General features: G+C 43.9%; 21 protein-coding genes, 1 other RNA gene and 2 pseudogenes. 5 read left to right on the top strand and 19 right to left on the bottom strand.

The annotated features are described in order from the left end of the window. Positions 1–184: 184 nt before the first annotated feature. The 10 genes and pseudogenes from DWZ93_RS02040 to DWZ93_RS01995 form a co-directional block, all read right to left on the bottom strand. Positions 185–580 carry a DUF6591 domain-containing protein gene (locus tag DWZ93_RS02040; protein ID WP_118383773.1) on the bottom strand — a complete coding sequence of 132 codons (396 nt, stop codon included), beginning with the start codon at positions 578–580 and terminating at the stop codon, positions 185–187. A 190-nt stretch (positions 581–770) separates the two neighbouring features. Next, a complete protein-coding gene (locus tag DWZ93_RS02035; RefSeq protein ID WP_118382649.1) occupies positions 771–1,781 on the bottom strand; it encodes a GGGtGRT protein in 1,011 nt (336 codons plus the stop codon). Between the two features lie 93 nt (positions 1,782–1,874). After that, positions 1,875–2,567, bottom strand: coding sequence for an iron-sulfur cluster assembly scaffold protein (locus DWZ93_RS02030; protein WP_118382648.1), 693 nt, complete (start codon positions 2,565–2,567; stop codon positions 1,875–1,877). 104 nt (positions 2,568–2,671) lie between these two features. Continuing rightward, positions 2,672–4,105: a GNAT family N-acetyltransferase gene (locus tag DWZ93_RS02025; protein ID WP_118451857.1), complete on the bottom strand. Its 1,434-nt coding sequence runs from the start codon at positions 4,103–4,105 to the stop codon at positions 2,672–2,674. Next, positions 4,096–4,581, bottom strand: a pseudogene (locus DWZ93_RS02020) (CinA family protein); the annotation flags it as partial. The gene DWZ93_RS02025 and the pseudogene DWZ93_RS02020, both read right to left, overlap by 10 nt. A gap of 10 nt (positions 4,582–4,591) precedes the next feature. Continuing rightward, on the bottom strand, positions 4,592–5,134 hold the full coding sequence (gene pgsA, locus DWZ93_RS02015; protein ID WP_118382645.1) for a CDP-diacylglycerol--glycerol-3-phosphate 3-phosphatidyltransferase: 543 nt from the start codon (positions 5,132–5,134) through the stop codon (positions 4,592–4,594). Beyond that, a complete protein-coding gene (gene rimO / locus DWZ93_RS02010) occupies positions 5,134–6,456 on the bottom strand; it encodes a 30S ribosomal protein S12 methylthiotransferase RimO (RefSeq protein ID WP_118451855.1) in 1,323 nt (440 codons plus the stop codon). The genes pgsA and rimO overlap by 1 nt, the downstream gene beginning before the upstream one ends. A 70-nt stretch (positions 6,457–6,526) precedes the next feature. Next, entirely contained in the window at positions 6,527–6,772 is a 246-nt protein-coding gene (gene rpoZ, locus DWZ93_RS02005) for a DNA-directed RNA polymerase subunit omega (RefSeq protein WP_118382644.1), read from the bottom strand. Between the two features lie 4 nt (positions 6,773–6,776). Beyond that, positions 6,777–7,397 carry a guanylate kinase gene (gmk, locus tag DWZ93_RS02000; RefSeq protein ID WP_118382643.1) on the bottom strand — a complete coding sequence of 207 codons (621 nt, stop codon included), beginning with the start codon at positions 7,395–7,397 and terminating at the stop codon, positions 6,777–6,779. Positions 7,398–7,408: 11 nt separating this feature from the next. Beyond that, entirely contained in the window at positions 7,409–8,290 is an 882-nt protein-coding gene (locus DWZ93_RS01995) for a YicC/YloC family endoribonuclease (protein WP_118451854.1), read from the bottom strand. Between the two features lie 158 nt (positions 8,291–8,448). Between DWZ93_RS01995 and DWZ93_RS01990 the strand changes: the two genes are divergently transcribed. From DWZ93_RS01990 to DWZ93_RS01980, 3 genes are read left to right on the top strand one after another with little or no spacing between them, the layout of a single operon-like run. Further along, entirely contained in the window at positions 8,449–10,191 is a 1,743-nt protein-coding gene (locus tag DWZ93_RS01990; protein ID WP_118452065.1) for an Rqc2 family fibronectin-binding protein, read from the top strand. 18 nt (positions 10,192–10,209) lie between these two features. Beyond that, positions 10,210–10,911, top strand: a complete 702-nt coding sequence (locus DWZ93_RS01985; protein WP_118451853.1) for an AzlC family ABC transporter permease — start codon at positions 10,210–10,212, stop codon at positions 10,909–10,911. After that, a complete protein-coding gene (locus DWZ93_RS01980) occupies positions 10,908–11,237 on the top strand; it encodes a branched-chain amino acid transporter permease (protein ID WP_118451852.1) in 330 nt (109 codons plus the stop codon). Before DWZ93_RS01985 ends, DWZ93_RS01980 begins: the two co-directional genes overlap by 4 nt. 6 nt (positions 11,238–11,243) lie before the next feature. Here DWZ93_RS01980 and DWZ93_RS01975 read toward each other — a convergent pair. The 3 genes and pseudogenes from DWZ93_RS01975 to pheA form a co-directional block, all read right to left on the bottom strand. Beyond that, a pseudogene (locus tag DWZ93_RS01975) lies at positions 11,244–11,366 on the bottom strand (sulfite exporter TauE/SafE family protein); the annotation flags it as partial. Positions 11,367–11,443: 77 nt separating this feature from the next. Then, positions 11,444–12,736: an ATP-binding protein gene (locus DWZ93_RS01965; protein ID WP_118451851.1), complete on the bottom strand. Its 1,293-nt coding sequence runs from the start codon at positions 12,734–12,736 to the stop codon at positions 11,444–11,446. Positions 12,737–12,762: 26 nt separating this feature from the next. Continuing rightward, complete coding sequence (gene pheA / locus DWZ93_RS01960; protein ID WP_118451850.1) at positions 12,763–13,893, bottom strand: prephenate dehydratase; 1,131 nt, start codon at positions 13,891–13,893, stop codon at positions 12,763–12,765. A gap of 279 nt (positions 13,894–14,172) precedes the next feature. On the opposite strand from pheA, the gene pyrB reads away from it, so the two are divergent. Both pyrB and DWZ93_RS01950 read left to right on the top strand, forming a co-directional pair. Then, complete coding sequence (gene pyrB / locus DWZ93_RS01955; RefSeq protein WP_118451849.1) at positions 14,173–15,090, top strand: aspartate carbamoyltransferase; 918 nt, start codon at positions 14,173–14,175, stop codon at positions 15,088–15,090. Positions 15,091–15,100: 10 nt separating this feature from the next. Beyond that, positions 15,101–15,568 (top strand): aspartate carbamoyltransferase regulatory subunit, encoded by a 468-nt coding sequence (locus DWZ93_RS01950; protein ID WP_118382636.1) that lies wholly within the window; start codon positions 15,101–15,103, stop codon positions 15,566–15,568. A gap of 68 nt (positions 15,569–15,636) precedes the next feature. On the opposite strand, the gene rnpB is transcribed toward DWZ93_RS01950, so the two are convergent. From rnpB to spoIVA, 6 genes are all read right to left on the bottom strand, one after another. After that, an RNA gene (rnpB, locus tag DWZ93_RS01945) (RNase P RNA component class A) lies at positions 15,637–15,989 on the bottom strand. Between the two features lie 47 nt (positions 15,990–16,036). Beyond that, positions 16,037–16,510: a ribonuclease HI gene (gene rnhA, locus DWZ93_RS01940; RefSeq protein ID WP_118451848.1), complete on the bottom strand. Its 474-nt coding sequence runs from the start codon at positions 16,508–16,510 to the stop codon at positions 16,037–16,039. 55 nt (positions 16,511–16,565) lie between these two features. Continuing rightward, positions 16,566–17,243 (bottom strand): MBL fold metallo-hydrolase, encoded by a 678-nt coding sequence (locus DWZ93_RS01935; RefSeq protein WP_118451847.1) that lies wholly within the window; start codon positions 17,241–17,243, stop codon positions 16,566–16,568. A 16-nt stretch (positions 17,244–17,259) separates the two neighbouring features. Next, a complete protein-coding gene (locus tag DWZ93_RS01930) occupies positions 17,260–17,730 on the bottom strand; it encodes a MogA/MoaB family molybdenum cofactor biosynthesis protein (RefSeq protein WP_118382633.1) in 471 nt (156 codons plus the stop codon). Between the two features lie 140 nt (positions 17,731–17,870). Next, positions 17,871–19,019: an iron-containing alcohol dehydrogenase family protein gene (locus tag DWZ93_RS01925; RefSeq protein WP_118382632.1), complete on the bottom strand. Its 1,149-nt coding sequence runs from the start codon at positions 19,017–19,019 to the stop codon at positions 17,871–17,873. 156 nt (positions 19,020–19,175) lie between these two features. Next, on the bottom strand, positions 19,176–20,648 hold the full coding sequence (gene spoIVA, locus DWZ93_RS01920) for a stage IV sporulation protein A (protein WP_118451846.1): 1,473 nt from the start codon (positions 20,646–20,648) through the stop codon (positions 19,176–19,178). Positions 20,649–20,724 lie beyond the last annotated feature (76 nt).

Genomic DNA, 20,724 nt, shown 5'->3' with positions numbered 1-20,724 from the left:
TCAAAAAACATTCTCAGTTATTATACATCATTCCTTCGTAACAGGCTATATATTTCACTTCTAATTCGTCTCTATTTTTATATTATTTTTTATCAATCCCTGCATTGTAGCTTATAGTCTGATATCAAAAAAGCCCAGATCATTGTTATGACCCAGGCTTTCCTAATATTTATCTATACTCTGTTTATTCAACTACATTCATTGAAATGTTCATTACATTATCATCAGCCATAGATAACACTAATGTATATACTCCGTTATCTGCTGCATACATTCCATCCTCTGTTACAGCATTGTTATCATATCCAGCATTTTTGCATTTCTCTACATATGCGTTGTAAGAATCTTCTGATGTGTTAGCAACATCTGCAACAACTGTTTTTTCAGTTGCATACATGCTTCCTGTAGATGATACCGGTGTTGGAACTGAATGTGCCATGTCTGTATCCGGCCAGCTCATTTCCGTATATCCGGAGGGATCTGCCGTGAGATTATTTGTCTCCTCTGCTCTTCCCTGTCCAACTGCAAATCCACCAAGTACCAAAACCACTGCTAATGTTACTAATAATTTCTTTTTCATATTTCCATTCCTCCATTAGAACTCTTTTCCTATCGATGTTTGCATTATATAACATCCTACATTCAACAACAATTAGCAAAGGAAACAGAAAAATTTTCATTTTTATATCAGTTTGGGTATTTTTTAACAATAAAAAAGAACTATCACAGTAGTTTTACCAACTGTGAAAGCTCTTTTCATAAAATCATTGTTAGAATTTGCCAGCCTTTGCAGCTTCTTCTACAGAAACAGCTACAGCTACTGTCATACCAACCATCGGGTTGTTACCTGCACCGATCAGACCCATCATTTCTACGTGAGCCGGTACAGATGAAGATCCAGCGAACTGTGCATCAGAGTGCATACGTCCGAGTGTATCTGTCATACCGTAAGAAGCCGGACCTGCAGCCATGTTATCTGGGTGAAGTGTACGTCCTGTACCACCACCTGATGCTACTGAGAAGTATTTCTTTCCTGCTTCTACACACTCTTTCTTGTATGTACCTGCAACTGGGTGCTGGAAACGTGTCGGGTTAGTAGAGTTACCTGTGATAGATACGTCTACGCCCTCTTTCCACATGATAGCTACACCTTCACGTACGTCGTTAGCACCGTAGCAGTTAACCTTAGAACGAAGTCCGTCAGAGTAAGATGTTCTCTGTACTTCTTTCAGTTCTCCTGTGTAGTAATCGTACTCAGTCTGAACGTATGTAAATCCGTTAATTCTTGAGATGATCTTAGCAGCGTCTTTTCCAAGACCATTCAAGATAACACGCAGAGGTTTTTTACGTACCTTGTTAGCCTTCTCTGCGATACCGATAGCACCCTCAGCTGCTGCGAATGACTCATGTCCAGCTAGGAATGCGAAACAGTCTGTATCCTCTTCCAGAAGCATCTTTCCAAGGTTACCATGTCCAAGACCTACTTTACGCTGATCAGCTACAGATCCCGGAATACAGAATGCCTGAAGTCCTTCTCCGATTGCTGCTGCTGCGTCTGCTGCTTTTCTGCAGTCTTTCTTGATCGCGATTGCTGCACCTACAATGTATGCCCAGCAAGCGTTCTCGAAACAGATTGGCTGAATGCCTTTGATCTGATTATATACATCAAGTCCGGCATCCTTTGTGATCTTTTCTGCTTCTTCGATGGAAGCAATGCCATAGCTTCCTAATACTTCATTGATTTTATCAATTCTTCTTTCATATGATTCAAATAAAGCCATTTATAATGTCCTCCTACTATATTTACGTTTCTTGAAATAACGCGGACTCAACTTGAACTAAGTTCAACGCCTGTCTCTGTCCGCCTATCGCAACTACTCTTTTCTTGGGTCGATGATCTTAGCTGCATCTGCAACACGTCCGTACTGTCCTTTTGCTTTCTCCCAAGCTTCTGTCGGTGTGTCACCAGATTTGATGAAGTCTGTCATTTTACCAAGAGATACGAACTGGTATCCGATGATCTCATCGTGCTCATCCAGAGCGATACCTGTTACATAACCTTCTGCCATTTCAAGGTAACGAGGACCTTTTGCCAATGTACCATACATTGTACCTACCTGAGAACGAAGTCCCTTTCCAAGGTCTTCCAGTCCTGCTCCGATTGCAAGTCCGTCCTCAGAGAAAGCACTCTGAGTTCTTCCGTATACGATCTGGAGGAACAGTTCTCTCATAGCTGTATTGATAGCATCACAGACAAGGTCTGTATTAAGTGCTTCAAGAATAGTCTTTCCTGGAAGGATCTCAGATGCCATAGCAGCTGAGTGAGTCATTCCTGAACATCCGATTGTCTCAACAAGTGCTTCCTGGATAATACCATCTTTTACATTAAGAGTCAGCTTACAGGCTCCCTGCTGTGGTGCGCACCAGCCGATACCATGTGTAAAACCTGAAATATCTGTAATTTCTTTTGCTTTTACCCATTTTGCTTCTTCCGGAATCGGAGCTGGTCCGTGATTAGCACCCTGTGCTACTGGACACATCATTTCTACTTCGTGTGAATAAATCATTTTAAAACTCCTTTCAACATGTGCATGATTTTCTGACGCATGGTATATGTTACTTATTTAACACCAGGCGTAGTTATTTTCTCATAATTTACAGGATTCGTCAACTATTTTACCAAATCCCAAAACGTGCTGTCAGTCTTGCTGTCCTTCAGGTCATTAAGCTGGAATGGTGCTGTCACCCAGCCGTAATCTGGTGCATTTTCATCTTCTTTGTCATAATGGAATGATAATCCTATTTCAATGCCGTCCTTATCCATGAAGAACACTGGTGTAAATGTGCCATTCTGTGTATCTTCGCCGGACAGAACTTTGGCAAGACTGTCTGTATCCTGATCTGCAAGCAGAGATTTGTCATCTGCTTCACTCTGCATCTCTTTCAGCCATTTATTTACGAAGGTCTTATCTGTATTTACAATATCTTTCACATCGTAGACTGTACCATCTTTCAGATTGATATTCTTAGTACGAAGTCCCACATAAGAATATTCTGAATTGCCCTCATAACTGTAATCCTCATATGCCACACAGATATAATCCTGTGTCAGATAAGTCACTTTATATTTCACAAAATCTGCGATTACCGGGCTTTCTGCTTCCAATACCCGGTTTCTGATCTCATTATCCGGATTCTCATAAATCCGGTCTACGGTCTCCATCGCGCAGTTCTTCAGTTCGTCATTCACTTTTGCCTGAATATCCTGATTCTCCATGCCATCAAGCTGTGGATAATAAATTTCAAACTGCTGCGTTACGGAAGACTGATTCTCCGGTGAATAATTATAGGTCTCATCTTTCACTTCAAATGGAAGATCTTCTGCCTCATATTCCGGAATCTGATCCAGACCGGACTGCTGCTCATTCTCCGATCCATCTCCCATTCCAAAATCATACTCACCCGAATCTCCATTGCCATAATCTCCAAATGGGTTCTCCTGTTCTTCCGCATATGTATCGGATTCCTGCACAATGGATGCTGCTTCTTTGACCACCATGCAAATCAAAAGTGCAATAAGCAGACAAACCCCGACAATGATCAATGCGATCCTCTTCTTCGGTTTCTTTGCCGGCATACTACCCGGTGCGATCAGCAGTTCCATCGGAACAAATATTTCTGCTCCGACATTCTGAACCGGTGCCACTTCCCGAAATCCCAGATGGTTAAATACTGTAACAGAAGCCGGCACAGCACGTACCGTCATTCTGGTAATCACAAGCACCTGTGCGCAGAACTGATACATTCCCTGCATAAGCTGTCTTGCCACACCTTTTCTCTTCCATTCTTTTCGCACATACAGAAACAGAACATTGCCGCGATTATCAATGCCGCCGACTCCGCAGAGTTCAGTTCCTTCCCATGCACCAAAGAGGATGACCTCTTTATTCTGTATACGCGGCATAATATGCTCATATCGGATCAGTTCCCTGAATCCGGCAACAGCTTCCGGATTCTGAAGTGGAGCCACATCCGAAGCATATACTTCCCAGATCAGGTGAAGTGCAGACAATACCTCATCCGGATTCAATGGTCTTACAAACATATAATCTCCTCCCTCAACAGGGTAAGTGCACGTACAACTGCATAATCTCTGTTTTTCTGTCGGTTACCGGTAAAATGAAATTCCTCTACACGGACTTTTCCCTTGGCGTAGCATCCAATATATACCAGACCGACCGGCTGATCTTTAGTGCCTCCATCTGGTCCCGCAATACCTGTTACCGATACTGCCACATCTGCTCCGGATACCCTGGCTGCTCCGGCTGCCATCTCTGCTGCTGTTTCTTTGCTTACGGCAGTGTATTTCTCAAGAGTCTCGTGAGATACACCCACGATTTTTTCTTTTGCAGCATTTGAATAGGTAATATATCCTTCATTAAATACCGCAGATGCTCCCGGCACATTCATCAATCTTCCTGCCAGAAGACCTGCTGTACAGGATTCTACCGTTGTAACTGTCAGCTTCTTTTCCTTAAGAATATCAACAACCGCTTCTTCCAGTGTAATATCCTCTTCGGTCGCATTCATCCTACATGCCTCCCTTTGTGAGGACCTGAATATTCTTTCCGATATAATCTACCAGTGAGATTACAGTCAGAGCAAGTGATACCCATACCAGAATTGCCGCAATCGTATTGAAAACGCCTCCCAGATCAGCGATCAGAAGGATAATCATAAACATCTGTGATACCGTTTTGAATTTGCCCCAGTAGCTTGCAGCGATGACCACATTATTATCAGATGCTACCAGACGGAACCCGCTGATAATAAATTCTCTTGCAATAATGATGATAACATACCATGCAGTCAGCTTGCCAAGTGGAATAAAACAGATCATTGCGGAACATACCAGCATCTTATCTGCCAGTGGATCCATAAACTTTCCAAAGTTCGTTACCAGGTTACGTGCTCTCGCAATCTTACCGTCCAGCATATCTGTCAGACTTGCCACACAGAAGATGACCAGTGTGATCCATTTATTCGCAGGGCCTCCGATATCTGTCAGCATAAATAATACAAAAAACGGAACCATAATCATTCTAAGTACTGTCAGTTTATTAGGTAAATTCATTACATCAACTCTCCTATCAAATCATATTCCATTGCTCCGGTTACTTTTACCTTGGCAAAATCTCCGGACATCAGCTCTTCATCTGTATTGATAAATATCAGACCGTCTACATTCGGTGCATCCCGGTAAGTCCTGCCTACATATGCATTCTCATCAGCGACTTTCCCCTCGATCATCACCAGAACTTCCCGATCGATCATATCTTCTGCAAGATCAAATGCAATCTCCTGCTGAAGTTCCATCAGTTCTGCCTGTCGGTCTTCTTTCACTTCCTCCGGAATCTGATCCGGCATCTCCGCTGCAGGTGTATTCTCTTCCGGTGAATAAGTAAATACGCCAAGGCGGTCAAATTCCATCTCATCCACAAATTCTACCAGCTCCTGATGCTGCTCCTCTGTCTCTCCCGGGAATCCCGTGATCAGGGTTGTACGAAGTGTGATATCCGGAATCTCTTCCCGCAGTGTACGGATCGTATCCACAAGCTGTGCCTTTGATGTTCTTCTGCCCATCTTTTTGAGGATTGCATCACTTGCATGCTGGATCGGAAGATCCAGATAATGACAGATCTTCGGTTCTTCCTTCATCACCCGAATCAGATTCGCATCGATCTCTTCCGGATAACAGTACAGCAGACGGATCCACTGGATACCATCAATCTTACAAAGTTCCCTAAGCAGACGATGTAATGACTTCTCTCCATAGATATCCTGTCCGTAAACGGTAGTCTCCTGCGCTACAAGAATCAGTTCCTTAACGCCGCCTTCCGCCAGTTCCTTTGCTTCTTTCAGAAGCTGCTCCATCGGAACGCTCCGGTAATTACCGCGAACTTTCGGAATAATGCAGTAGGTACAATGCTTGTCACACCCTTCTGCAATCTTCAGATATGCGTAATGACCTCCGGTTGTCACCAGTCTCTTGGAGGACACCTGTGGAAGTCTGTCAATATCTTCCAGATACATCTCTGTATGACCGTCCAGTGCTTCATCGATTGCTTCTGCAATCTTATCATAAGAAGCTGTACCAAGCACAGCATCCACTTCCGGAATCTCATCAATGATCTCCTGCTGGTAACGCTGTGCAAGACATCCTGTCACAACCAGTGCTTTTAAGCGTCCTGTCTTCTTATACTCAGCCATCTCCAGGATTGTCTGAATACTTTCTTCCTTGGCATCATGAATAAAGCAACAGGTATTGACCACGATCACATCTGCGATCGTCTCATCATCTACAATCTGATATCCGCGGGAATCAAGAAGCCCGAGCATGACTTCCGAATCCACCAGATTCTTGTCACACCCCAGTGAAATAAATAAAATATTCATTCTTATTCTCCCTTGTTACATATTTCTTGAAAAGGCAGATACCATCCGGCACCTGCCTCTTGTTCCTTAATTATTCGGCGTCTTCTTCCTCACCGATGATAGTGATTTTACCACTGTTCAACTCATCAACTGCGATAGACAGCGGCTTGTCACCAGGCTTGGTATCTACTAATGGAAGTGCTCCGTCGATCAGCTGTCTGGCTCTCTTCGATGTAGCCATCACGATAGAATAACGGCTGCTGACTACTCTTGTCTCACCGTCTTCTGCTCCTTTGTTCACTTCTTTCATCAAATCTGTATAAGATGGATGTAACATATCATTATTCTCCTTTCAAATCTCTCTTAATCTTGTCTGCAAATGCATGATTTCTCGTACTGCGATTGTGCTCTGCCTGAATGATCCGATGCACTTCATCTACACAGGTATCCAGATCATCATTGATCACATAATAATCATACGATTCCATCCCATCGGATTCTTCGATGGCTCTCTGCATCCGCTGTTCTATAACTTCCATGGTCTCTGTACCACGTCCGATCAACCGCTTTCTAAGTTCTTCTGCTGACGGCGGAGTCACAAATAAGAGCAATGTATCCGGGAACTTTTTCTTAACTTTCAACGCACCCTGGATCTCAATCTCAAGAATGACATCCTTTCCCGCTGTAAGCTGTTCCTCCACATAAGCTCTTGGTGTCCCATAGTAATTATTCACATACTCAGCATACTCTATCAATTCTTCTTTCGCAATCATTTTTTCAAATTCTTCCCTGGTTTTGAAAAAATATTCCCGACCGTCTGTCTCGCCTTCTCTTGGAGCTCTGGTAGTTGCTGAAATGGACAGGGCATAGTTGTCATATCTTTTCAGAAGTTCTTTCATGATCGTTCCTTTTCCGGAACCCGAGAAACCGGAAACAACGATTAATATTCCATGTGTATTCATAACCGGTCTCCTTATTCGATATTCTGAATCTGTTCACGTACTTTCTCAATCTCTGTCTTTAAGTCGATTGCGTAGTTCGATACTTCGATATCATTAGCCTTAGACAGGATTGTATTCGCCTCACGGTTCATCTCCTGTGCAATAAAGTCAAGCTTGCGGCCGATTCCATTTTCTTCTGTTGCAAATGTCTCCTTCATATGAGCAATGTGGCTTTTCAGACGTACCACTTCCTCATCGGTACAGATCTTATCTGCGAAGATTACAACCTCTGCCGCAATACGTCCTTCGTCCATCTGGGTATCAGCAAGAAGTTCTTTGACCTTTTCCTCTAACTTGGCACGATACTCTGCCACAATCTCCGGTGAACGAACTTCAATGCATGCCACTTTCTCAGACATACCGTCTAACTTGGCAATGATATCATTCTTCAGATTCTCACCCTCAATACCTCTGGTCTCTACAAACTGCTTCAGTGCACCTTCCAGTGCCTTCTTCAATCCTTTCCACAGCTCATCCTCATCCGCAGACTGTTCTTCCATCGTAAGAACCTCCGGACATCTGGATACGGTAGATACACGGATATCATTCTCCAGGCCAAAGGTCTCTTCCATTTTCTTAAATGCGTCCAGGTATTCCTTCGCCAGAGACTCATTGTACTTCAGGGCTACCTGATTCTCTGTAAAATCTTCATATGTAATAAAGATATCGACCTTTCCTCTGGTCACATACTGCTTCAATACGGTGCGGATTGCACTGTCAAAGAAATTCAGCTTCTTTGGCATACGGATATTCGCATCCAGATAACGGTGATTAACACCTTTCATTTCTACCGTGAATTTACGGTCGCCCTCTGACACTTCACAGCGTCCGAAACCCGTCATACTCTTAATCATAATATTCTCTTACCTTTCATTATTAAAAATCAGGACTGTCTGTCCATTCTCCTGTGATGCAGTCCCAGTTTTCCATGTAGCATTATAAAGCATTTTATTTGTTCCGTCAACAAATCTGTGTTATCATAGGATAGATATAAATGAAAGGACTACTTATTATGGCATTCGATGGAATTACCGTTGCTGCGTTAACGCAGGAACTGAAAAATACACTGGACGGCGGCCGCATCAGCAAGATTGCACAGCCGGAATCCGATGAACTTCTAATCACGATCAAGACACCACAGGGACAGAGACGCTTATATATTTCTGCAAGTGCTTCTCTCCCACTCGTCTATCTGACCGATGAAAATAAACCAAGCCCTATGACGGCACCGAATTTTTGTATGCTCCTCAGAAAACATATTGGCAATGCACGCATTGTCGGCATCTCACAACCGCGCTTAGAGCGTATAATCAACATTCAGCTTGAGCATCTGGATGAACTCGGTGATATCCGCCAGAAGACACTGATCATTGAGATCATGGGCAAGCACAGCAATATCATTTTCTGCGATGAGTCCGGGCGGATCCTGGACAGCATCAAGCATGTGTCTGCGCAGATGAGCTCTGTCAGAGAGGTACTTCCAGGCAGAGATTACTTTATCCCGGACACCATGCATAAGCTGGATCCGCTGAGTGCAGACCCAGAAGCATTTGCTGAAATGCTCCGTTCCAAACCAATGCCGGTTAGCAAGGCACTTTACTCCGGTTTTACAGGCATCAGCCCTGTTGTAGCGGAGGAAATCTGTACCATATCCGGCATTAATTCCTCGATGACTGCCTCTGATCTGTCAGATGATATCATGCACCATCTGTACAATCAGTTCGAAATCTATATAGATCAAGTGCGCGAAGGACAATTTCAGCCAGTCATTTATTATGATAATGGCAATCCAAAAGATTTTTCCTGCCTGCCGCTATCTCATTACAGCACCTATACTAAGACCTGCTTCGATTCCGTCTCTAAGCTCCTGGTCGGCTATTATGCAGAGAAGAATCTGATCACACGTATCCGCCAGAAGTCTTCCGATCTGCGCCGGATTGTACAGACCGCACTGGAACGTGCCCGCAAGAAATACGATCTCCAGTCCAGACAGCTCCGTGACACCGAAGGCCGCGAAAAATATAAGATCTACGGTGAACTGATCAATGTCTACGGTTACAATCTGGAACCAGATGCCAAAGTATTGGAAGCAGAGAATTACTACGATAATAATAAACTCGTCAAGATACCGTTGGATCCGAATAAGACAGCACAGGAGAATTCACAGCGTTACTTTGCACGTTATAATAAGTTAAAACGTACTTACGAGGCACTAAGCGAATTTATCAAAGAAACGCAAGACGACATTCTATATCTGGAATCTGTCAACAATGCCTTAGATATCGCACTTAGTGAGGATGACCTGGCACAGATTAAGGAGGAACTGACTCAGAGTGGATATATACGCCGTAAATTCACGAAGAAAAAAGTAAAGCTTAAGAGCCAGCCATTCCACTATCTGTCCAGCGACGGCTATCATATTTATGTAGGAAAAAATAATTTTCAAAACGAAGAACTGACTTTCCATTTTGCCAATGGTGGAGACTGGTGGTTCCATGCCAAGGGCACGCCTGGTTCCCACGTCATCGTCAAATCTCAGGACGGCGAGATGCCTGACCGAGTATTTGAAGAAGCCGGAAAGCTTGCGGCCTACTACTCCAAGAATCGCGGTAATGATAAGGTCGAGATTGATTATATCGAAAAGAAACATGTAAAAAAAGTAAACGGTGCCAGACCGGGCTTCGTCATCTATCACACCAACTATTCGCTGGTCATCGACTCAGACATCTCAGGACTGACTCTGCTGGAATCATAATGTGAAGGAGACTTAGCTATGAGATACAAAGCTTTAAAAGCCGCATTTCCCTATACTCTCCCGATCTTTACCGGATTCTGGTTCTTAGGCATGGCATACGGCATTTACGCCAATGCTTCCGGCTTTTCATTTTTATATCCGATGTTCATGAGTCTGCTGATCTATGGTGGTTCTCTGGAATTTGTAACCGTAGAAATGCTCTTAAGTCCATTCGCACCGGTACAGGTACTGATTATGGCTCTGTTGATCCAGGCAAGGCATCTGTTCTATGGTCTTTCTATGTTGGATAAATTCAAAGGACTCGGCTGGAAGAAATACTACCTGATCTTCGGTATGTGCGATGAGACATTTTCCATCAACTGCTCGGTAGACATCCCTGAAGGTGTCGACAGCGGATGGTTCATGTTCTTCGTCACACTGTTAAATCAACTCTACTGGGCCGGTTCCGCAACACTTGGAGCCCTTGCCGGATCGCTTCTTCATATAAATACTGAAGGAATCAGCTTCGTCATGACAGCCATGTTTGTTGTAATCTTTCTGGAGCAATGGATGAAAGAAACGAATCACACAGCCTCCATTCTTGGGCTACTGATTTCCGTTATTTGTCTGATTTGCTTCGGTGCTGACGCATTTCTTATCCCAACTATGATTCTGATCGTTGTGCTACTGGCACTGTTAAAGCCGCGACTCGATAAGAAAGAACAGGAGGATTCACCATGACACTCACACAACAGATTATCACCATTGCCATGTGCGTACTCGGAACCATGGCTACCCGCTTTCTTCCGTTTATAATATTTAATGAAAAAAGGAGGACTCCCGAATTCGTACAATATCTCGGAAAATTCCTCCCATCAGCCGTATTCGGCATGCTCGTTATCTATTGTCTGAAGAATGTAAGTCTGTTCCACGGAACCCACGGACTCCCAGAAGGAATCGCTATCCTCGTCACAGGCATGCTTCATTGTTGGAAACGCAACATGCTGATATCCATCGCAGGAGGCACGATATGTTACTTGCTCCTGCTTCATTTTGTCTTTGTATAAATTCTTTTACGTCAGAACATTGAACAGCATAATGACAATTCCAAGTACCACCAGGATTACACCAGTCATTCTGTTCAAGGCTTTCGGCGTTGCCTTATTGGCAATCACTGCTGCTATTCTCGCCCACACCGGCTTCTCTCAGCAGTTCCGGCGCTTTCAGGCAATGCTCCTCCGGATATAATTCACCTTCTTCTTAATATTAATTTTTATAATCTTGTTCCCAGCAGATAATCCACGAACTGTTGTGCTGCCCTTCCGGACATACCGCCATGTGACAGTTCCCATTTATTGGCTTCTAACATCAGTTCTTCTTCTGTAATCTCAAGCTCTGTTCTTGACGCAAGCTGACGCACGATCTCCTGGAACTGCTTTTTATCCGGTTTGCCAAAGAAGATCGTCACGCCGAATCTTGCTACCAGCGACAGCTTCTCCTGTACGGTGTCATTGGTATGCAGTTCTTCGTCTCTGTCTTCCTTGTCCTTGAATGTCTCTTTGATCAGATGTCTGCGGTTAGATGTCGCATAGATCAACACATTGTCCGGCTTCTTCTCCAATCCGCCTTCGATTACGGCTTTTAGATATTTATACTCAATCTCAAATTCTTCAAATGACAGGTCGTCCATATAGATAATGAACTTATAATTACGGTTCTTGATCTGAGCAATCACATCATTCAAATCCTGGAACTGATGCTTATAGACTTCGATCATACGCAGTCCCTGATCATAATACTGATTCAGAATTGCTTTAATGGAAGTAGATTTGCCTGTTCCGGCATCTCCAAACAGCAGGCAGTTATTGGCTTTCTTACCTTTCACAAATGCCTCTGTATTTTCGATCAGCTTCTTCTTTGCCATCTCATATCCCACCAGATCATCCAGATGTACATGTGCGATCTTGGTGATCGGTACGATCTCTGCACCAAGATCTGTATGTTCAATACGGAATGCTTTGTGCAGACCGAATTTACCCACACCGAATTCTTTATAAAACTGGGTAAGAACTGCCTTAAATTCCTCGATATTCTCTGACTTCGCCAGATGAATACTCAATTCACAGATACGGTCACGGATTCGCTTGTTAAATACGCTGCCATGTGCGCCATCTGCTTCAAATCCCTTCAGCATAGACATACAGTCTACGCCAAGAGCTTTTTCAAGTTCTGTAAAATCATAATCATACAGTTCCTTAAAAATCGCAAAATCATGCATTGCTACCTGATTCATGCTTCCGTCAATCGCTCCCACGATCTCACAGGAAGTGCTGTAGGCATTCTCATCACTTGCCAGCAGATAAGTCAGATAATCATGCCAGAGATTACCGGTAAGTCCGTGACTTACGGCAAGCTCCAGGATCTCATTCACACTGTCAAATAACAGACCTCTTAAGTCCTCTTTGTTATAATATTCATTGTCGTAGTTTTCCATCAGGAAAGCCATATCATTCAGTACCTGCCCTTGTTCCATATGGCGATACAACATCAGTTCATTTACTCTCATATTCTACACTTCTTTCTATACTTTCTCTAATAGTTGCCAAGTATCTTCAAACTCTTAGACTCTTCCCGCAGTCCGCGGATCGCATTCTTGACTGCCGCGTCACCCATATTCCCTTCAAAATCTACAAAAAAACGATATTCCCATGTCTTTCCCTCGATCGGACGTGACTCAATCTTGGTCATATTCAGATCATTATAAATAAAATGGGATAATAGATGATACAGAGATCCGCTTTCATGAGCCACTTCAAAGCAGATACTGATCTTCTGGGCCTTCTTCAGGAAAATCTTCTGATTGGTTACCACAATAAATCTGGTAGAATTGTTGTGATTGTGATTGATCTTCTCTTCCAGAATCTTAAGTCCATAGATCTCCGCTGCGTGTTCACTGCAGATTGCCGCCTGTGTCGGATCATTTTCATTCAGGATTTTCTTTGCTGCTACTGCTGTATTGGCCGCACCGATCTGCTGCCAGCTTCCATGACGGTCCAGGAATTTGGAGCACTGCATCAGTGCCTGCGGATGTGAATACACACGCTCGATGCTTTCCAGTGTCGTATTCTCTGTACCCACCAGATAATGATTGATCGGCAGGATCACTTCACCAACGATATAATTTTCAAATTCCTCCAACAGGTCATACATTTCACTGACCATACCCGCAGATGAATTTTCAATCGGAAGAACTGCAAAATCTGCGGATCCTTCCTCGATTGCTTCCATGGCATCCCGGAATGTCTGCACATGAAAACTGTTCACATCCTTGGAAAAGAACTTATGCATTGCAGCCTGTGAATATGCTCCATCTGTCCCCTGGAATACCACCCGGGAATTCTTCCAATCCAACTCTTCCACTCCGATAAACGGAAGTCTTCCGAGCGCTCCCTTCTTGGTCAGCAACTGATACTGTAACTTCCGACTCTGACTCATCAGCTGTTCAAACAGCTCGGTCAGTCCTTTTTTATAAAATGGATCCTTAGCCTCCCTTGTCACCTGCGCTAACTTCTGTTGCTCCCGGTTCCGATCGAAAACCTTCCTTCCTTCTTCTATCTTAATCTCGCCTACTTCTTCGCAGACCGACATTCTTTCTTCGTACAGCTGTATGATCTGTGAATCAATACGATCCAGTTCATTTCTCAGTTCCTCTAACGATCTCATATCGTTCTCCTTTATCCTACTTATTCAAAGTTCTTGAAACTTTATTATCTCGTGTAACAAACACATACTATCGACTATTATACAACAGCTTTTTTTCAAAATCCAGACGACGCCTTTTAAAAAAATATATATCTTTTCATTGAAAATTGATCTGGATTAGTATATTATATTAAAGAACTAGAGATCATTAAATGCAAGAAGTTGTTCAGGAAGGAGGCTAACCGCACACAGATACTTTCCCGAAGGACTTCTTTTTTTAATTTTACCAAGGAGGTTATTATGAGACATTTGATGAGTCCGCTGGATTTCACAGTGGAAGAAATTGACAAATTATTGGATCTTGCCAGTGATATTGAGGCACATCCAGACAAATACGCACATGCATGTGAAGGTAAGAAGTTAGCTACCTTATTTTACGAGCCGAGCACCCGCACCCGCCTCAGTCATGAAGCAGCAATGCTGAATCTGGGAGGCAGCGTACTTGGCTTTTCTTCTGCCGCATCAAGCTCTGCTACAAAGGGTGAGACGGTAGCCGATACGATTCGCATGATCAGCTGCTTCGCCGACATCTGTGCAATGCGTCATCCTAAGGAAGGTGCAGCACTCGTAGCCAGTGAATATTCTTCCATTCCTGTAATCAATGCCGGAGACGGTGGTCATCAGCATCCTACCCAGACGCTGACAGACCTTATGACAATCCGCTCTCTGAAAGGCAGACTGGACCACATGAAGATCGGTCTCTGCGGCGACTTGAAATTCGGACGTACCGTACATTCACTGATCCATGCACTGGTGCGCTATCCGGGAATCGAATTCGTCCTTATTTCTCCGGAAGAACTTCGTCTTCCAAGTTACATGCGACAGGATGTACTGGATAAGAACAACATTCCATATGAAGAAGTAGTCCGCATGGAAGACGCACTGCCGGAACTGGATCTTCTCTATATGACCCGCGTACAGAAGGAGCGTTTCTTCAATGAGGAAGATTATGTACGTATGAAAGACTTCTACATTCTGGATGCCCAGAAGATGGAACTTGCCAAATCAGATATGCTGGTTCTCCATCCGCTTCCTCGTGTTAACGAAATTGCAGTAGAGGTAGACAAAGATCCGCGTGCTGCATATTTCAAGCAGGTTCAATACGGTGTATATGCACGTATGGCTCTGATTCTGACACTGTTAAATATTGAAGTATAGGAGGCTCATTATGGTAGAAAATACATTAAGCGTCGGTCGTATCTCGGAAGGTTTCGTACTGGATCATATTGAGGCCGGTAAAAGCATGGAAATTTATAAATATCTGAATCTGGACAAATTAGACTGCTGTGTTGCTATTATTAAGAATGCACGAAGCGGTAAAATGGGTAAAAAAGACATTATGAAGATTGAATGCCCGATTGACTTTATGGATCTTGATATCCTTGGCTTCATTGATCACAATATTACAGTCAACATCATCAAAGATCAGAAGATTGTTGAGAAAAAAGCTCTGCATCTGCCTAAACAGATCTGCAATGTGATTCGCTGCAAGAATCCGAGATGTATTACTTCCATCGAACATGGACTGTCTCATATTTTTGTGCTGACAGATCCTGAGACGGAAACTTATCGTTGTAAATACTGCGAAGAAAAGTATGACGGTCGTCTCCGTTCTAAGAAAATAAAAGCAAAATAAAGACCGGGGCTGACCCGATGTAACTAAAAAGATTGCGCGAAATGCGCAATCTTTTTTACATTCAAGTGGGTTCAAGCACAACGATAAGCCGGGTTATGTCGTTGAGTAATCATCTATCTAGACCTGCTGTTGCCAACAGGCTCAAGCAACCTACCTGAGAACCGACGGGCCGCCGTATCTTCTCTTTTCGGTCTTGCTTCGGATGGGGTTTACATGTGCCCCTGCTGTTACCAGCAGGGCGGTAGTCTCTTACGCTGCCTTTCCACCCTTACCTGATCCAAAGATCAGGCGGTATATTTCTGTTGCACTGGCCTTGGAGTCACCTCCACCGGACGTTATCCGGCATCCTGCCCTGTGAAGCCCGGACTTTCCTCACCTGCAGCCTTTCGGCATTCGCAGCCGCGATTACTTGTCATACTTGAATCTCACGGTTCTTCATTTTATCACATCTTACGTTTCCATGCAAGATTAGATCCCTTCATCTGCAATCAGATCCTTGCCATCTGCCGCTGTTGTAGCGAGCTCATCGCATCGCTCATTCTGCGGATGTCCTGCATGGCCTTTGACCCAGTTAAATGTCACCATGTGCGGTTCTTTTGCCTGCAGCAATCTCTTCCAGAGATCTACATTCTTCACCGGTTCATTCTTACCACGTTTCCAGCCCTTTTTGATCCATCCGTCAATCCAGTGCTGATTAAATGCATTTACCACATACTGGGAATCTGAATACAATTCAATCTCACATGGACGGTTTAAAGCTTCAAACCCCGCAATGACTGCCATAAGTTCCATTCTGTTATTGGTTGTCTTAATATATCCCTGGGACAGTTCCCTGGTATGGAGTTCTCCCTTTGTATCCACATACTCCAGAACGGTACCATACCCTCCTGGACCATCCGGATTCCCCCGTGCCGCTCCATCTGTATAAATCTTAACTTTCATTACTTTAACCTCTCGCTTTTATAATCCATTGCATCATCTGCTGATTCATCCAATATCATGATGCCATCACTTTCACAATCCGTTCACGATATGGTGCTGTCTCCGGCTGGCACAGCAGACGATCCTGGATCTCATACTGCCCCCACATATGCATCGGATACACTCGTTCCGTATCCGTGTGGCGCATATACCAGTCAATTCCCCAGTAATATGCATCCTCGAGTCTTGGATCTACCGGGACAAACGCCACGTCAACATGTTCCCCTTCCATTAACCGCAGGGCATTCTGATAATCTTCTTTCATCTGCTGATTATACTCTGTGCCCTCTTCTTCCCAATGCCACCAGTTCAGATCCCCTGCATGATAGATATGAACCTCCTGGGCTGATTCTGATGTCTGTATAGAAACAAAGAACGCTACGCCCTCATCTGTAGAGCGAAGCGTCTTTATCTTTATATTACCCAGGTCACAGAACTCATCCGGAACTAACAAGATCCGGTTCTCTGCCGGATCTGCGTTGATATCATCCGACAGAATGTAACGAATATCCACACCGCTTCTTTCCCACTCAAAGATCTCTTCATTAAAATGATCATGATGTGCGTGACTTACAAATACATAAACCGGCTTGTCCTCTGGAATCGTAATCTCTCCCATCCAGTAATCAAACACAAGCATCATATCTGCAAAATCCACGGAAAATCCACTGTGCTGTATATAGGTAACGTTCATATGTAGTCTCTCCCACTTATACCTGCTTCTGGATCAGCTTAACTGCATGTGTGATCTCCGGAAGAATATACTCCAGACAATGCTTTGCTGCCCCTGGCTTACCCGGAAGATTCACAATCAGTACATTTCCTCTGATACCTGCTGCGCTTCTGTTCAGCATTGCACGTTTTGTCATCTGAGATGTATATGCACGCATAGCCTCCGGGATACCCGGTACCGGTCTGTCCACAATCTCCATGGTAGCTTCCGGCATACAATCACCGGCTGCGCATCCTGCTCCTCCTGTTGTAAGAATCAGATCTGCGAGTTCTCCATCTACCATTCTCTGCATTACTGTAGAAAGTACAGTCTTGTCACATGGAAGTGCTTTTTGAAATACGATATCGTGTCCGGCTTCCTCTAAAATATGACGGATCACCTTGCCGCTGGCATCCTCTTCCTGTCCTCTGTAAATCGGCGTACTTGCCGTAATAACTGCAACTCTCATGATGTACCTCCAAATATCTTCATTTGTTCCTATCCATAATAATAACAACTATTCACTGTATTTGCAAGCTTTTCACCACATCACAGCATTCTCACATTTTACCATCTGCCACACGCATATCACCTTACACGCGCAATATCTTACATTGCTTTGTGATAGAGCATTTCAATATCTTTTAATGTACTCTGACGTGGATTAACAAGAATATTACCACTCTTCATGGCATCTGCAGCCATTTCCGGAATCTTATCTTCTGTCACGCCTGCCTCAGCAAGACCTGCAGGAATACCAAGAGATTTGTTCAGCCTGCGGATTTCTTCTGTCAGCATAGAAGCATGGAAGTCTTCCGGAATCTTATGATCTTCTGAAATGAACTGATATAACTTTGCGTAACGTCCCTGATCAGCCAATTCATTGTACTCTACGATAACCGGCAGCAAAATGGCGTTCGCAACCCCATGCGGCACATCAAAAAATGCACTGACCGGGTGAGACATAGCATGTACATTTCCCAGTCTTGCCCACGAAAATGCAATTCCTGCGAACATACTTCCTGTCAACATTGCACTTGCTGCCTCAATGTCTTCTCTGTTAGCAACAAAACGTCTGATATTTCCTCCGATCAGTTCCAGTGCCTTTTCTGCCATCGCATCTGAGAACGGAGATGCTGCTCTTGACAAATAAGACTCCAGTGCATGGATCATCGCATCAATTCCACAGGATGCAGCAACAGATGCCGGCATAGATGTAAGAAGTTCCGGATCCAGGATCGCATATTTTGGAAGCAGATCAAAACTGAATACAGACAGTTTATAATTTCTGGTATGATCTGTAATTACAGAGAATGTTGTCACTTCACTTCCTGTTCCTGCAGTAGTCGGAATAGCAATAATCGTATCTACCGGTCCAGGTACTTTATCGCCGCCTTCGTATTCTGTGATAGAGCCGCCATATTTCGCCACAAGAGCTACAGCCTTAGCCACATCCATCGGACTTCCACCACCGAATGCCACGATTCCATCTGCTTTCATTTCACGATATTTTGCTGCTGCCTTGTCTACAGTATCTACGGACGGATTACCTTCTACATCAGTGAACATATCACAGCCAATTCCTGATTCTTTTACGTATCCTGCGACTTCATCTACCTTTCCCATCTTTCGAAGACGCGGGCCGGAAATGATCAATACATTTGTACAGCCGCTTTCCTTCAGAAGTTCCGGAAGCTTACGGATGCTTCCCTCCCCAAATACAATATTCTGCGGTACCTTAAACGAAAATTCTTTCATAACCTCTTCTCCTTTTTCTTTTCTTCAGAGCCACTTTTAAAACGCTCTTTGCGCAAAAAAGATGCCAGAATACGCACTATCCGTACGATTCTGACATCTTTGTCATCTTTTTCTGTGTTTATTATACACCTACGCTTTAAAAAAGCAACCCGAATTTCAGATAATTATACACACCAGTCCGCCATTACTGTCATTGACAATCTTCTGCATCGTATCCTGCAGCTTGGTCTGGCTCTCATCATTGATCACTGCCATTTTATTCCGCATACCATCCATCACCAGATCTTCCACCGATTTACCAAAGATATTGGTATTCCAAATACCATCTTCCTCACTCGCCATCTGATGAATATAAGTGATCAGATCCTCTGCCTGCTTTTCATCTCCTACAATCGGTGCGATCTCCGTCTCAATATTTGCCTTGATCAGATGAATTGACGGTGCCGATGAATGAATCTTCACGCCGTATTTATTGCCTTGACGGATAACCACCGGTTCATCCAGTGTTATCTCATCTCTGGTCGGGCTGACTACGCCATAGCCTTTCATTTTCACACTGGTAAATGCATCGCGCACGCTCTCATACTCGTTTTTAAGCTTTGACAATTCTTTCAATTCTGTGATCAGACTGTATTCTCCGTCAATCTGTGATCCTGTCATTTCACTGAGCATCTCATAATAAAATGCTTCGTCTACATCAATCCGAATCTGGATCCGTCCGCTGTCCATGGCAATCTTCTCTACCCTAAGATCAGTAATGTACGGACTGTCAGGTTTGCTGATTCCTGTAGATGCATCACCCATTTCACCAACCTGATCCATCAGATTGCGGATATGTGTCGTCATATCCTGCCGGATTTTATGATCCAGCGGTAGCATTTCCACCCATTTGGGAATATAAAACGCAATCTCAGATACCGGAAATGTAGCAAGTACTGCTTCCAGTATCCTCTGAATATCCTCTTCTTTCAATTGCTCGCAGTTAACCGGAATTGCATGTACCTGCCAGGTCTTTTCAATTTCTTCCGCAATCTTCCTTGCTTCCGGACTGTAAGGTTTCTCTGAATTCACTACCACCACAAATGGTTTCCCGATACTCTGCAGTTCCCGGATTGTCTTCTCTTCTGCTTCCAGGTACTGTTCTCTCCCCAGTTCGCCGATGCTTCCATCGGTTGTTACCACAACACCTATTGTCGCATGTTCATGGATCACCTTGCGAGTACCAATGCTGGCTGCCTTGGTAAACGGGATCTCCTGATCAAACCAGGGCGTCTTTACCTGACGTTCTTCCCCTTCTTCAATATATCCGGAAGCACCATCCACCATATAACCTACACAGTCAATTAACCGCACCTTCACCGCCACATCATCCATCAGACGGATCTCTGCCGCCTCTTTAGGGATGAATTTGGGTTCTGTGGTCATAATTGTCTTCCCTGACGCTGATTGTGGAAGTTCATCTCTGGTTCTCGCCTTATCCGGTTCATCTGTCATATGCGGCAGCACAAGAATCTCCATAAATCTCTTGATAAAGGTGGATTTGCCGGTGCGTACCGGTCCCACAACTCCTATGTAGATCTCACCATTCGTCCTTGCCTGTATGTCCTTGTATAAATGATTCGCATCCATCTGCTTTCTGCCCCTCTCCGTATGTGCTGTTAGAGTATATGCAGAAAATGGGACATTTAGAAGCAGAGTTTATGCA

Source organism: Dorea sp. AF36-15AT (assembly GCF_003477705.1).
GTDB classification, from domain to species: Bacteria; Bacillota; Clostridia; order Lachnospirales; family Lachnospiraceae; genus Claveliimonas; species Claveliimonas ammoniilytica.
This window is presented reverse-complemented; position numbering and strand designations above follow the sequence as displayed.

Bases quoted from the DNA above. Each gene is read 5' to 3' on its own strand.
- DWZ93_RS01995 (WP_118451854.1), bottom strand. From the start codon at position 8,290: ATGATTAAGAGTATGACGGGTTTCGGACGCTGTGAAGTGTCAGAGGGC.
- DWZ93_RS01950 (WP_118382636.1), top strand. From the start codon at position 15,101: ATGGTAGAAAATACATTAAGCGTCGGTCGTATCTCGGAAGGTTTCGTA.
- DWZ93_RS02025 (WP_118451857.1), bottom strand. From the start codon at position 4,105: ATGTTTGTAAGACCATTGAATCCGGATGAGGTATTGTCTGCACTTCAC.
- DWZ93_RS01935 (WP_118451847.1), bottom strand. From the start codon at position 17,243: ATGAACGTTACCTATATACAGCACAGTGGATTTTCCGTGGATTTTGCA.
- gmk (WP_118382643.1), bottom strand. From the start codon at position 7,397: ATGAATACACATGGAATATTAATCGTTGTTTCCGGTTTCTCGGGTTCC.
- DWZ93_RS02035 (WP_118382649.1), bottom strand. From the start codon at position 1,781: ATGGCTTTATTTGAATCATATGAAAGAAGAATTGATAAAATCAATGAA.
- spoIVA (WP_118451846.1), bottom strand. From the start codon at position 20,648: ATGGATGCGAATCATTTATACAAGGACATACAGGCAAGGACGAATGGT.
- DWZ93_RS01980 (WP_118451852.1), top strand. From the start codon at position 10,908: ATGACACTCACACAACAGATTATCACCATTGCCATGTGCGTACTCGGA.
- pheA (WP_118451850.1), bottom strand. From the start codon at position 13,893: ATGAGATCGTTAGAGGAACTGAGAAATGAACTGGATCGTATTGATTCA.
- pgsA (WP_118382645.1), bottom strand. From the start codon at position 5,134: ATGAATTTACCTAATAAACTGACAGTACTTAGAATGATTATGGTTCCG.
- DWZ93_RS02040 (WP_118383773.1), bottom strand. From the start codon at position 580: ATGAAAAAGAAATTATTAGTAACATTAGCAGTGGTTTTGGTACTTGGT.
- DWZ93_RS01990 (WP_118452065.1), top strand. From the start codon at position 8,449: ATGGCATTCGATGGAATTACCGTTGCTGCGTTAACGCAGGAACTGAAA.
- pyrB (WP_118451849.1), top strand. From the start codon at position 14,173: ATGAGACATTTGATGAGTCCGCTGGATTTCACAGTGGAAGAAATTGAC.
- rnhA (WP_118451848.1), bottom strand. From the start codon at position 16,510: ATGAAAGTTAAGATTTATACAGATGGAGCGGCACGGGGGAATCCGGAT.
- DWZ93_RS01925 (WP_118382632.1), bottom strand. From the start codon at position 19,019: ATGAAAGAATTTTCGTTTAAGGTACCGCAGAATATTGTATTTGGGGAG.
- DWZ93_RS01930 (WP_118382633.1), bottom strand. From the start codon at position 17,730: ATGAGAGTTGCAGTTATTACGGCAAGTACGCCGATTTACAGAGGACAG.
- DWZ93_RS02030 (WP_118382648.1), bottom strand. From the start codon at position 2,567: ATGATTTATTCACACGAAGTAGAAATGATGTGTCCAGTAGCACAGGGT.
- rpoZ (WP_118382644.1), bottom strand. From the start codon at position 6,772: ATGTTACATCCATCTTATACAGATTTGATGAAAGAAGTGAACAAAGGA.
- DWZ93_RS01985 (WP_118451853.1), top strand. From the start codon at position 10,210: ATGAGATACAAAGCTTTAAAAGCCGCATTTCCCTATACTCTCCCGATC.
- DWZ93_RS01965 (WP_118451851.1), bottom strand. From the start codon at position 12,736: ATGAGAGTAAATGAACTGATGTTGTATCGCCATATGGAACAAGGGCAG.
- rimO (WP_118451855.1), bottom strand. From the start codon at position 6,456: ATGAATATTTTATTTATTTCACTGGGGTGTGACAAGAATCTGGTGGAT.